At 64.8% G+C, this 12,412-nt stretch carries 10 protein-coding genes; 1 reads left to right on the forward strand and 9 read right to left on the reverse strand.

Annotated elements, in window-relative coordinates; all coding sequences use genetic code 11:
• Window positions 1-180 precede the first annotated feature (180 nt).
• The 8 genes from acnB to H7U20_RS20425 form a co-directional block, all read right to left on the reverse strand.
• Complete coding sequence (acnB, locus tag H7U20_RS20390) at window positions 181-2,766, reverse strand: bifunctional aconitate hydratase 2/2-methylisocitrate dehydratase (RefSeq protein ID WP_199760966.1); 2,586 nt, start codon at window positions 2,764-2,766, stop codon at window positions 181-183.
• 230 nt (window positions 2,767-2,996) lie between these two features.
• Window positions 2,997-3,281, reverse strand: a complete 285-nt coding sequence (locus tag H7U20_RS20395) for a type II toxin-antitoxin system RelE/ParE family toxin (protein ID WP_199760967.1) — start codon at window positions 3,279-3,281, stop codon at window positions 2,997-2,999.
• Window positions 3,281-3,556: an antitoxin of toxin-antitoxin stability system gene (locus H7U20_RS20400; protein ID WP_199760968.1), complete on the reverse strand. Its 276-nt coding sequence runs from the start codon at window positions 3,554-3,556 to the stop codon at window positions 3,281-3,283. The genes H7U20_RS20395 and H7U20_RS20400 overlap by 1 nt, the downstream gene beginning before the upstream one ends.
• Before the next feature lie 213 nt (window positions 3,557-3,769).
• Window positions 3,770-6,229 (reverse strand): apolipoprotein N-acyltransferase, encoded by a 2,460-nt coding sequence (gene lnt / locus H7U20_RS20405; protein WP_233410936.1) that lies wholly within the window; start codon window positions 6,227-6,229, stop codon window positions 3,770-3,772.
• Between the two features lie 5 nt (window positions 6,230-6,234).
• Window positions 6,235-6,912: a hypothetical protein gene (locus H7U20_RS20410; RefSeq protein WP_199760969.1), complete on the reverse strand. Its 678-nt coding sequence runs from the start codon at window positions 6,910-6,912 to the stop codon at window positions 6,235-6,237.
• Window positions 6,913-6,933: 21 nt separating this feature from the next.
• Complete coding sequence (locus tag H7U20_RS20415; protein WP_233410937.1) at window positions 6,934-7,998, reverse strand: SGNH/GDSL hydrolase family protein; 1,065 nt, start codon at window positions 7,996-7,998, stop codon at window positions 6,934-6,936.
• A 559-nt stretch (window positions 7,999-8,557) separates the two neighbouring features.
• Window positions 8,558-8,758 carry a hypothetical protein gene (locus tag H7U20_RS20420; RefSeq protein WP_199760971.1) on the reverse strand — a complete coding sequence of 67 codons (201 nt, stop codon included), beginning with the start codon at window positions 8,756-8,758 and terminating at the stop codon, window positions 8,558-8,560.
• A 185-nt stretch (window positions 8,759-8,943) separates the two neighbouring features.
• A complete protein-coding gene (locus H7U20_RS20425) occupies window positions 8,944-9,855 on the reverse strand; it encodes a LysR family transcriptional regulator (RefSeq protein ID WP_199760972.1) in 912 nt (303 codons plus the stop codon).
• Between the two features lie 124 nt (window positions 9,856-9,979).
• Between H7U20_RS20425 and H7U20_RS20430 the strand changes: the two genes are divergently transcribed.
• Entirely contained in the window at window positions 9,980-11,197 is a 1,218-nt protein-coding gene (locus H7U20_RS20430) for an MFS transporter (RefSeq protein WP_233410938.1), read from the forward strand.
• A 10-nt stretch (window positions 11,198-11,207) separates the two neighbouring features.
• Here the strand turns inward: H7U20_RS20430 and H7U20_RS20435 are convergent, their stop codons facing one another.
• Window positions 11,208-12,362, reverse strand: a complete 1,155-nt coding sequence (locus H7U20_RS20435; RefSeq protein WP_199760973.1) for a class I SAM-dependent methyltransferase — start codon at window positions 12,360-12,362, stop codon at window positions 11,208-11,210.
• Between the last annotated feature and the right edge of the window lie 50 nt (window positions 12,363-12,412).

Here is a 12,412-nt window from a genome sequence, read left to right on the forward strand (position 1 = left end):
CCCAAAGGCAAAGAGCCGGGGTCGGACCCGCCGGGTCCGACCCCAGATTTTCGCCGGTGGGGTTTGCTGGCGCTCCGGGCGCCCACGAAACACCGCCCACCAAAAAAAATCCCCGCCGCGTGGTGCACGCGGCGGGGATTCAGGGGCGGCCGGGCGGCACTCGCGTGCCGCCGCCCTCCATCAGATCGTGACCTGGTCGGCGACGTCGCTGAATTCCTTGATCTTGTCGAAATTCATGTAACGGTAGATGTCGACGGCGTTCTTGTCGAGCACGCCGATGTTGGCCATGTACTCTTCCTTGGTCGGAATTCTGCCCAGCATCGCGCAGACCGAGGCCAGCTCGGCCGAGCCGAGGTAGACCTGGGTGTCCAGACCCAGACGGTTGGGGAAGTTGCGGGTCGAGGTCGACATCGCGGTCGAACCCTTGCGCACCTGCGCCTGGTTGCCCATGCACAGCGAGCAGCCCGGCAACTCCATACGCGCGCCGGTGCGACCCAGCGTGCCGTAGTGGCCTTCCGACATCAGCTGTTGCTGGTCCATCTTGGTCGGCGGCGCGATCCACAGGCGCACCGGAATGTCGGTTTTGCCTTCGAGCAGGGTCGAGGCGGCGCGGAAGTGGCCGATGTTGGTCATGCACGAACCGACGAAGACTTCGTCGATCTTGGCGCCGGCAACTTCGGACAGCATCTTGACGTCGTCCGGATCGTTCGGGCAAGCGACGATAGGCTCGTGGATGTCGGCCAGGTCGATTTCGATGACGGTGGCGTATTCGGCGTCGGCGTCCGGCGCCAGCAGCTGAGGATCGGCCAACCAGGCTTCCATCGCGGCGATGCGGCGGGCCAGCGTGCGTTTGTCTTCGTAGCCGTTGGCGATCATCCACTTCATCAGGGTGATGTTCGAGGTCATGTACTCGATGATCGGCGCCTTGTCCAGATGCACGGTGCAACCGGCGGCGGAACGCTCGGCCGAGGCGTCGGACAGCTCGAAAGCTTGTTCGACCTTCAGGTCCGGCAAGCCTTCGATTTCCAGGATGCGGCCGGAGAAGACGTTCTTCTTGCCCTGTTTCTCGACCGTCAGCAGACCCTGGCGGATGGCGTACAGCGGAATCGCGTTGACCAGGTCGCGCAGCGTGACGCCGGGCTGCATGGTGCCCTTGAAGCGCACCAGGATCGATTCCGGCATGTCCAGCGGCATGACGCCGGTGGCGGCGGCGAAGGCGACCAGGCCGGAACCGGCCGGGAACGAGATGCCGATCGGGAAGCGGGTGTGCGAATCGCCGCCGGTGCCCACGGTGTCAGGCAACAGCAGACGGTTCAGCCAGGAGTGGATCACGCCGTCGCCCGGACGCAGCGACACGCCGCCACGGGTCGAGATGAAGCGCGGCAGGGTCTGGTGGGTGACCACGTCGACCTTTTTCGGGTAGGCGGCGGTGTGGCAGAACGACTGCATCACCATGTCGGCCGAGAAGCCCAGGCAAGCCAGATCCTTCAGCTCGTCGCGGGTCATCGGGCCGGTGGTGTCCTGCGAGCCGACGGTGGTCATCTTCGGTTCGCAGTAGGTGCCCGGACGAACGCCCTGGCCTTCGGGCAGACCGCAGGCGCGGCCGACCATTTTCTGCGCCAGGGTGAAGCCCTTGGTCGAGGCGGCGACGTTGGTCGGCAGGCGGAACAGGGTCGAGGCCGGCAGACCCAGCGCTTCGCGCGCCTTGCTGGTCAGGCCACGGCCGATGATCAGCGGAATGCGGCCGCCGGCGCGCACTTCGTCGAAGATCACCTCGGACTTGACGGTGAATTCGGAGATCACCACGCCATCCTTGAGCGCCTTGCCTTCATACGGACGCAGCTCGATCACGTCGCCCATGTTCATCTGGGTCACGTCGAGTTCGATCGGCAGCGCGCCGGCGTCTTCCATCGTGTTGTAGAAGATCGGAGCGATCTTGGTGCCCAGGCAGAAGCCGCCGAAACGCTTGTTCGGGATGAAGGGAATGTCTTCGCCGGTGAACCACAACACGGAGTTGGTGGCCGACTTGCGCGAGGAACCGGTGCCGACCACGTCGCCGACGTAGGCGATCAGGTGGCCCTTGGCCTTCAGCGCGTCCAATTGCTTGATCGGACCGACCTTGCCCGGCTCGTCGGCTTCGATGCCTGGGCGCGGGTTTTTCAGCATCGCCAAGGCGTGCAGGGGAATGTCCGGACGGGTGGTGGCGTCTGGCGCCGGCGACAAATCGTCGGTGTTGGTTTCGCCGGTGACCTTGAAGACGGTCAGGGTCTGGCTTTGCGGCACTTCCGGACGCGAGGTGAACCACTCGGCGTCGGCCCACGATTGCAACACGCCCTTGGCGTTGGCATTGCCCTGGTCGGCCAGTTCCTTGACGTCGTGGAAGAAGTCGAACACCAGCAGCGTCTTCTTCAAGCCTTCGGCGGCGACGGCGCCGACTTCGGCATCGGCCAGCAAATCGATCATCGGCTTGACGTTGAAGCCGCCCAGCATGGTGCCCAGCAAGTGGGTGGCGCTGGCGCGCGAGACCAGCGCGCAGGCGATCTTGCCCTTGGCGACCAGGTCCAGGAACTCGGCCTTGACCTTGGCGGCATCGTCGACGCCGGCGGAAACGCGGAAGGTCAGCAGTTCGACCAGGAAAGCGCCCTCGCCTTCCGGCGGGTTCTTCAGCAGGGCGACCAGCTGTTCGGTTTGTTGGGCGGACAAAGGCAGCGCGGGGATGCCGAGGGCTGCGCGTTCGGCGACGTGTTGGCGATATTCTTGGAGCATGGCTACTCTCACAGGTAGGTGGTTGAAGGTTCGGCACGCATTTCTGCCGGGGTGTTTGTCTACGCCACCCCGCCCTCCTGATCCTGTCGTTTTTGCAACAAGCAACAAACGACACCTTCAGAGGTCAATGCGACAGCGCGAATCATACCACCGATCCGGGCAAGTCTTCTATATGACATAAGAGTAACTCAGCAAAATACGACGGCGGGCGGACCTTACTTAGCCCTCGCTCATTCAGGAACCGCTGGCCACTGGCGCGCAGTGTGGACCAGGGTCAACATCCACACGGTGTCGGCGCGGATTTCGTACACTAGGCGATAGCTCTCATGTAAAACCAGCTCGCGGGTTCCTAAAATTTTTCCCGGCCTGCCTAATTTAGGGTGGTCGGCCAGCTTGGCCGCAGCATCGCTGAAAAGTTCATCCATGCGGGCGGCCGCACGCGGGCTGTCGGCCGCAATGTAGTCCCAAATATCAGTACGGTCCTGTAGCGCTTCAGGTGTCCAAATGACTCTCACTACTGGCCCGCCACGGCCGCACGACGGGCGGCGAACGTGGCTTCAACTTCTTCATTGGATTGTCCGACGCCGGCTTGCATCGAGACACGGCCAGCCTCGACCTTGCGGCCCAGAAATTCGTCATATTCCCGCGCTTCGCGCTGACGCTTGACGAATTCGCGCATCAACTCACGCAGGATCTGTGACGCTGGCCGATGAGCGGCCTCCGCTTCGGCCATGAAATCAGCGCGTAACTCCGGCTCCAGCTTCATCGTGAAAACGGCTTCCTTGGACATGATGTAGCCCTCTTAAAATGTGTACACCAAGTATATACGTCCTCAGTACTTTCGACTATAACCGTGGTCGCAGCTCAGCCAAGACGCCGACCGTCCAGCCAATGTGACAGGACTTCCCGGCTTGTCTACCGGCAGCGATTTAGAGGCGCATCGAGTAAGCTGAATCGTGGGGGGGNNNNGCATCGGCGGAACGACGGGTTTTTAGAGGTGCTTTTAGGCACGGAAGAGGTTCAGCAGCAACCACGTCGGCAAGCCGAGATACAACGCCGCGCGGCCGCCGCGCTCCAGCCAGCGCCGGGTGTCGAGCGTCCGCCTGGGGCGCAACAGCGCCACCAGCAGCGTCGCGACTTCGATCACCGCCCGCAGCAGCGTGGCGCTGAGCACCACGCCGATGGCCCAGGCCGCCCACCACAGCGCGAAGGCGCTGAGATAAGCCTTCAGGCCGTAGCTGAGGTACTCGCCGAACGCGCTGCCGTAGGCGATGTGCTGATGCAGGTGGAAGGCCGGAATGGCCAGCGCCAGCGGCAGCAGGACGAACTTGCTGAGCGGATGGTCGAGCTTCCAGCGGCGCAGCGCCAAGCGCGCTTGCGCATATACGCACATCATCGCGCCGCTACGCTGCGCAAGCGGCGGGCCGCCGGCGCCGGCGATTGCCTCGGCGAAGGCGATGGGGTTGGCCAGCGCCAGCCCGTAGCGCCAGCGCTGGCCCGAGGCCAGGCGCAAGGCCGCGCCGGGGCCGGGGATCGGCAGACGCCACAATTCGACGGCGAGAATCTCGTTCAAGCCCAGTTCGATGCGCTGCGCGCCACGGCTCAGCACCAGGCTGCCATTGTTGATCGTGGCTTGCGCGGCAAAGGCCAGCAGCACGCACCAGGAAGCGGCCTCGGGGGCCAGGAAAAGCCCGGCAAACATGCGGATCTGCGCCAGCGTGTTGGTCCGCAAGGAATCGTTGAGCAGCAGCGCCACGCACATGGCGAGCAGACTGAGGCGCGCAATGGCCCGCAACAGGCCGGCGGCAAGGCGGGCGGCGGGCGGCAACACCGCGACCCTGAGCGGGAAGACCATGGCCAGCTGCGCCCCCGGCGCAAGGTGGTCGGCTTGGCCGCGCCCCAGGGCGAGGAGCGGCGCCGCCGCCAGCAACAGCAGGAATGCGCCGGCGGCGGCGCCGACCCAGTCGCCCCAGCGCACCATCAGCGTGGCTGCCGGCCGGCGCAGCGCCACGTCGGCGATCAGCAGCGCCGGTTCGCCCATGCGCGTGCCTGCGAGAATGCTGCCGCTGGCGTCGATCACCGCGCTGTAGCCGTTGCTGGTGACGCGAAATTGCGGCAGCCGCGTTTCGATGCTGCGGAACGCCGCCACCGCCTGGTGCAGTCGCGCGCCCTGCCGGTCGGCGCTGAACCAGGAATCGTTCGACATGGTCAGGATCGCCTGCGCGCCCAGACGGGCGCCGTCGATGGCCAGGCCGGCATCGACATCGTCGAGGCAAATCAAGGGCAGCACCGGGATCTCGCGGCCATCGGCAAGGCGCAGGGGGAAGACCCGCGCGCCGTTGCCGGCGCGCCAATTGCCGGTCCACGGCAGTTGACGCCGCAATGCCGCCCCGTCCAGCCAGGCCGGCACGTATTCGGTGAACGGGAACAGCCGCGTCTTGCGATAGAAACCCAACAGGCCGGTGCCGGGCAGCACGAAGGCGGCCGCGTTGTATTCGCCGGCGCCGTCGCGGTCGTAGGTGCCGAACACGAAGGGCACGCCGGCGGCAGTCACGTTGGCGAGGATCTCGCGATCGAACTCGGCCCCGGCGTCGCTCTTGGGCTGGCCGAAGGTGGTGGGATAGGCCGTCTCCGACCACAGCACCGCGTCGGCGTGCTGCCGCACCACGGCGTCGTAGCTCATCGCGAAATGGGTGTCGAGCACCTCGCGCACCACCGCGTAGCCGCCCTTCTGCCGGCGCTGGCCTTCGTAGTCGACGATGTTGGTTTGTATTAATCCCATGCGCAGCGGCTTGCCGCTCGGTGCCGGCTCGGCGGACAGCACCGCCAAGCCGTAGCCCGCCAACAACAGCGGCGCCAGCGCCGCCAGCGCGAGTGGTTGGGCGAGCGCGCGCCAGCCGTCGGCGCGGCGCGCGTGCGCCGCCGCGACCGCCTCGTTGGCCAGCAACAGCAGCAGCGTCAGGCCGGCGCCGCCGCCCACATCGGCGGCCTGGCGCAGCAGCCGCGAGGGATACAGGCCATAGCCGAGCGTGTCGCCGAGCAGCCGGGGCAGCAGCCATTCCGCCGCCACCCAGGCCGCCGCCCCCGCCAGCGCGCGCAGCAGCGGGCCATGCCGGCGTCCGGCCACATGGCGCGCCAGCGCGAAGGCGATAAATTGCGGCTGGAACAGCGGCGCCGCCAGCAACAGCAGCGCCAGGCCGCTGGCCTCGCCGACCTGGGTGTAACGGCCCAGCGCGGTGCCGAGCCAGGCGAAGACGGCCGCCGTGAAAGCCAGCGACATCGCATAGGCGCAGCCCAGCGTACCGGCCAACGTGCGGCGGGCGTCCAGTACGCGCAACCACGGCACCAGCAGCACGAAGCCGAGCAGCCAGCCGAGGCCGCCACGGGCATACAGGGCCGACATGACCGCGCTGGCCAGGATGCCGGCGAGGATGCCCACTTTGGAAGAGCTCAATAGCTTCATGGTGTTCAGCGGCCCGGTTTGGCCGGTTCCGTCGGTGTGGGGAGGACGATGCGGCGGATCGGCAGTCCGGGCGGGGCCAGCTCCGGCGGCACGACGCGGTCGGCCGGCATGGCGATCGGCTGCTTGGCGGCGTCGTACAGTTGGAAGTCGGGGGCAAACATCAGGATGGCTTCGATGCGTTGGCCGTCGTCGGTCGCCTGGTGGTGGCGGACGTAGCCTTGCGGCAGCGCAAAGTCCTCGGGCACCGCCAGTCCGACCAGGGGCGGACGGGTGCCGGGTGGCGAAAAGGCACCGAGGCCGGTGTGCACGCCGCGTTCGTGCAGGCGCTCGATGACTTCGCCCATGCTCGGCGTCTCGCCACGGGACACGTAGCTTTTCAGGTCGCGCGTCGGGTCGGCGTCGCCCTCCGGCGCGGCTGGCGGCGGCCTTACCATGGCCGCTGGCACGGCCGGCGCCGGCACCGGCGCGACGGCCGCCGTTGTGCTCGCGGCGGCTGGCGCTGCGGCGCTGGCCGCCGCCGCGCCAGAGTCGGACGGCATCGCCAGAAACCACAGCAAGCCGACGCCGCCGACGGCAAGCAGCAGCGCGATGGCCAGATAGCCCGGCCGTGAACGCCAGGCGTGAGCGCCACCGGGCGTATCGCTACGGCTCGGTGGCTGCTCGGGACGGGGTGGCTTGTCCAAGGGATAGTCGATGCCCCGGCGTCAAGGCGCCGCTACGTTGAAGACCGATACCGCCCAGCCCATGCGCTCGTGGCCGTACTGGTTCCAGATCGGGCTCTTGCCGTTCGAGAACGAACTGTAGCGCGCCACCCCGTTGCCGGTGCTGCCGCCCAACAGGCCGGCGCTGACGGTGCTGCCGTTGTAAGTCGGGTGGGTGTCGTCCGATTGGATATAGTCGTAGCTGCTGCTGGCCGAGACGAAGTGGGTATTGGCGTCGCGGATGGTCGAGCGCAGGGTCGAGTTGATCCGGGTGACATAGCTGGACTGGCTTTCGCCGGCGACATAGCGCAACGCGTCGGAGTCGATCTTGCCGTCGCCGTTGCTATCGTAGTCGGCGCCCATGTACTGGGCAAAGTTATCCGCACACATGAAACCCTTTTGACGCGCGACGTCGCACATCATGTGGTTGATTCTGGCCATGGAGAGCAGGAACTTGTCCTGCATTTTCACGGTGGCGCCGCTCGATGGGTCCTTGCAGGAACTCTGCGTATTGTCCGCCGTATAACCCGGGTAGTGGAGATTGGAGATGATCTTGGCCTTCACTCCAGCATAGGCGTTGGCGTTGATGTAGTCCATCGCGGCCGTCACATAGGTCTTGCAGTTGGCCTCCGCCGTCGTCAGCACGCTGTCGTCGCAGGTGCCGGTTTGGCCCTTGAAGCTGGTGCGGGCCTGCAGGCCGTCGTTGCCGCACATTTCGAAAGTGACCACGCGGGTGTTACTGGCTTGCATGTACGAGCGCTCGGCGACGATCTTGTTGTTGTACACATCGGAGGCGATGGCGCCGGATTTGGTGCGGCGCACGCTCTCGATGGCGGCGTTCCAGTGCGCCGAGAGGTATTCCGCATCCACCGTCGGCGCCGAGTATTTGGCCGCGTTGACGGTCGAGCCGTTGTAGCCGGCATAGATCGAATCGCCGTAGGCCACCACGCGGTACTTGCTGGTGGTGCCGGGCCGGTCGATGGTCCACGAAACGTTTTGATTCAGGGTGCTGGCCGCAGCCTGTGCCCCAAGGGTAAGTAGGGCAAGAGCTGGCAATAAGGTACGCAAAGAATGCTGCAAGCGGGTGTGCATGTAGTGTCTCCGGTCATTGGGTTTTCAAGATGGCATTTTTAGTGATTTTCATCCCACGCTACGACATACAGGAACTTTGGCCGCACGCGCCATCACATCGCGACAGCCAAGTTGCCAGCGCTAAAAAAATCACGAAGTTGACAAACAGTTCACATTAGCATCATGTCCAGTTTTTGTATTCCTTTGCCGGCGCATTGGCTCGCCAGGACAACAAAAAATCGCCAAACGGCGGTCCTCTGTCGCGCCGCAACCACAACCGTCCGGCGACGGACGCACACGCCGGCCGGCGCCCGACCGTTCATGGTCACAAGGCGAGCAACTGACGCACTTTGCCGCTTCGGGCATCAACTATTTTTTTGGGGAATTCAAGGTCGCTACCGACGTTGATAGGGCCGGCACAATGGCTGAGCAGACAGCTCAAGTGAGGGATCGCGCGGCGTTCAGGAAGGAAGAAAGCAGAAGTCTCGGTAAAAAAAACGCCTGGCATGAGGGGATCATGCCAGGCGATGTGCTTACCAAAAAGCGCTATTCACGCTTAGTATGGGACGCTGCAATTGGCATCTTTGTATTTACCCCAAGTCGGTTGCGCCGTCCAACCGCTGCCAATCTGGAAATTGGAACAAGCGCGCTCTCCGGTCACCTTGCTGGTATACCAAATGTACGGTGCCGGGCCGGCGAAAGCGCTAGCGGCGCAGGCCGCAGCCAGCAGAGCTGCAATAGTGAGTTTCAATTTCATCGCGTTTCCTCATAGAAATGGCCTCATGGCCAGGGAATTAATATCCTACAATAAATATTTCCAATTGGCTATGTTTTCCTATTTAATATCTTCATTACCGAGCAGAATTACCTCGGCCTCGGCCTTGGCTGCGGCGGGCATCCGCTCAGGCAAAGGTGGGCGGCCTGCGCCCCGGCGCGCCGGGTCTAATTACACACGTCAACATTGCCTGCGAACAGGGAACCGACCCAGCCCGCAAACACATTCACCTTGGGCGAGGCCATGCGCCCCTGCGGATAAAGCAGTGAGATCGGCATGGGCGTGGGCGGCCAAGCGCCCAGCACTTCGACCAAGGCGCCGCTGTCCAGATGCCGCCTGACCTGATAGGCGGCGACCTGCGCCAAGCCCAGGCCCTGCAGGGCGCAGCAAACGTTGGCGTCGGCATCGTTGACCGCGATCGGCCCCGTCACGTCAACCTTCACCACCTCATTGTCGACGATGAAATCCCAGTCGAAGGCGCGGCCGGTGCGGCCCGAAAAGTGAACGATGCCTCGGTGCGATCCGAGCTCATCGATACTGGCGGGCCGGCCGTATTTTTCCAAATACGCCGGTGCGGCGCAGGTGATGAAACGCATGCTGCCGACCTGTCGGCCGATCAAGGCCGAGTCCTGCAATTGCCCCACCCGCAAGGCGCAATCGATGCCCTCCTGGGTGATGTCGACCAGCCGGTCGCTCAGGCTGATGGTCAATTCGACTTGCGGGTAGAGCGCGTGGAACTGCGCCAAGTGGGGCAGCACCAGCGTGCGCCCCACCGTGCCGGGCAAGTCTATCCTCAGTTTGCCCTTGGGTATCTTGGAACCGGGGCCGCGAAACGACAGCTCCGATGCATCGATCGCACTCAATATCTCGATGCAGCTCTTGAAGTACTCGGCGCCGTCCGGGGTCAAGGACAATCTGCGCGTGGTGCGAAGCAACAGTTGCGTGCCGAGGAAGGCTTCCAGACTTTTTAAGGTCGCGGTGAGCGAGGCGCGCGGCAGGTCCAGCGTTTCCGCCGCCTTCGAGAAGCTGTTTGCCTCGACGATGCGCACAAACGTTTGCATGGCTTTGATCTTGTCCACGTGCCGCCCTTCGATTGTTCATGAAATCTGAATTGTATAGGCGCATTGTGCCCTAATTATCTATTGCTCAGTTTTACCTACAATCACCTCAGTCCAACATCTCCCCACCACTGAGGAAAAACACATGAACCACACCACCACGCTGGAATCCGACATCTCGCCGGGCATGGTCTTGCTGCTTGCCGCCGCATCGGGCCTGATCGTCGCCAACCTGTACTACGCGCAAACCCTGGTCGGCCCCATCAGCGCCGCCACGGGCCTGTCGGCACAAGCCGCCGGCCTGATCGTCACGCTGACCCAGATCGGCTACACCCTCGGCCTGCTGTTCATCGTCCCGCTGGGCGACCTGCTGGAAAACCGCCGCCTGATTGTCGGCGCACTGATCTTCACCGCGTTCGCCTTGCTGACCGCCGCCCTGAGCAGCAGCGCATGGGTCTTTCTGGCCGCCGCGCTGGCGATCGGCCTCGGCTCGGTCGCCGCGCAAATCCTCGTGCCGTTTGCCGCCCACCTGTCGCGCGAAGCGACGCGCGGCCAAACCGTCGGCAAGGTGGTCAGCGGCCTGCTGCTCGGCATCATGCTGGCCCGTCCCCTCGCCTCGCTGGTGGCCGACCAGACCAACTGGCACGTCGTGTTCGCCGGCGCCGCCGTGCTGATCGTCATGCTGGCCGTCGTCCTGCGCGCCAAACTGCCGCAGCGCATCCCGTCGGCGCCGATGTCCTATCCAGCGCTGATGGCATCGCTGTGGGCCTTGTTCACGACGACCCCGGTGCTGCGCCGCCGCGCCGCCTACCACGCCGGTTTGTTTGGCTCGTTCAGCCTGTTCTGGACCGTGACGCCGATGGTGCTGGCCAGTCCGGCGTTCCACCTGTCGCAAACCGGCATCGCCATCTTCGCCCTGGTCGGCATGGCCGGCGCCGTGGCCTCGCCGCTTGCCGGCCGGCTGGCCGACTCCGGCCACACGCTGCCGGCGACCGCCGCCGCGCTGCTGCTCGGTGTCGTCGCTTTCGCCCTGCCCATGTTCGCGGCCGGCACGCGCCCGGTCGCCTTGGCGCTGCTGGTGGCCGCATCGATTGTTCTGGATATGGGCGTGGCGGCCAATCTGGTGCTCGGCCAGCGGGCCATCTTCAGCCTTGGCGCCGAAGTGCGCAGCCGCCTCAACGGCATCTACTTTGCCTTGTTCTTTGCCGGCGGCGCCCTGGGTTCGGCCTTGGGCGGCTGGGTCTTCGCACAGTACGGCTGGCATGCCGCGCTGTTGACCGGCATGGCCTTCCCGGGCCTGGCGCTGCTGTACTGGGTCGGCGAGTATGTCGAGCATGCCGCCGCCGGGCGCCAGACGGCGTGAGCGTAGGACACTAGCTTTCGTTTGTTTGAATGAAACGGTTGCCGCCGCCAATCTCGTTGGTGTGGTAGATGCGCTGGCACGGCGCGCTATCGGACGCATCGGCCGCCCGCTTGGCGCCGGAAAAACTCCAGACCGTGTAGTGCTGTAGGCCGTCGCGGCTGGCAATCGCATAGGGCAATGTGCGCACATCGATGGCGCCGGCGCCAAGTTCGCGCAAGCCCCGCACCAGCGCGACCTTGTCTTGCTGCTCATCCTGACCCGGCACAATGCGGTTGGCGACCGCCGTGTAAATGATGGGCTGAGCGGTATCGCCGTCATCGACCGGCGACACCGGCAAAATCGTTTGCAACGCGAAGCGTCCACCGACCTTGAGCAAAGCCAGCATGTTTTTCAAGTAATTGCGCGGTGACGCCACCCGGTCCAGCACCATGGTGGAAATGACAAAATCCTGGGACTGCGCCGACAAGCCGAATTCGCGCTCCATGTTGGCCCGGTCGATATCGACTTGCGCCATGCGCGCCGTCAAGCCACGCTGGCGCGCGTGCTGCACGAACCAGGGGCTCAATTCCAGCCCTGTCATGCGGGCGCCCGCCTGCCGTAGCGCCTGCAGCACTTCGCCATTGCCAAAGCCCAGGTCGACGCCGGCCAAGCCTCGCAAGTCTTGCAGTCCCAGCACGCAGGCCATCACATCGGCATTGATACCGCGCGACGCATAGCAATCGCGCGCACCTTCGAGCGCATAGCGGCAGAAGCCGTCCCGGCCCAAGCTGCCCGGCGCGTGGCTTGCCAGGAAGCGGCGCGAGGCCGCCATCAAGTCCGCGTCGAGTCCGGCGAGTTGCGCCAGGAGCACTTCCGTGTCCTGCGCCGCCGCCGCAAGGACTGTTTTGACTACGCTGGCGCTCACCGGCTGCTGCGCGGTCTCCCGTTCGGCCACGAAGGAGTCGATCTCCTGGCGGGCGCTGGCGATGCGCAGCCAGCCGTGTTCCAGCGTGCCGTCGGCGCAAGGCTTGGCGCCGAAACGCTGCTGCGTCAGCTGCGGCTGATTCAAGTGCGCGATCGGCTGTGCGGTCGCGGCGGGACCGGCCGGCGCGGCCGCCTGGTTCCGGCGTCGCCGCAGCGGTTCGGGCGTTAAAGCATCGCCGTCATTCAGTTCGCTATTCTGCATGGTTGCTACGTCTCGTAAGTGTTGTCGTTGTGTCGGGAGCTGACGCCGGA

The sequence above is a fragment of the Rugamonas violacea genome, assembly GCF_016461825.1.
Taxonomy (GTDB): Bacteria; Pseudomonadota; Gammaproteobacteria; order Burkholderiales; family Burkholderiaceae_D; genus Rugamonas.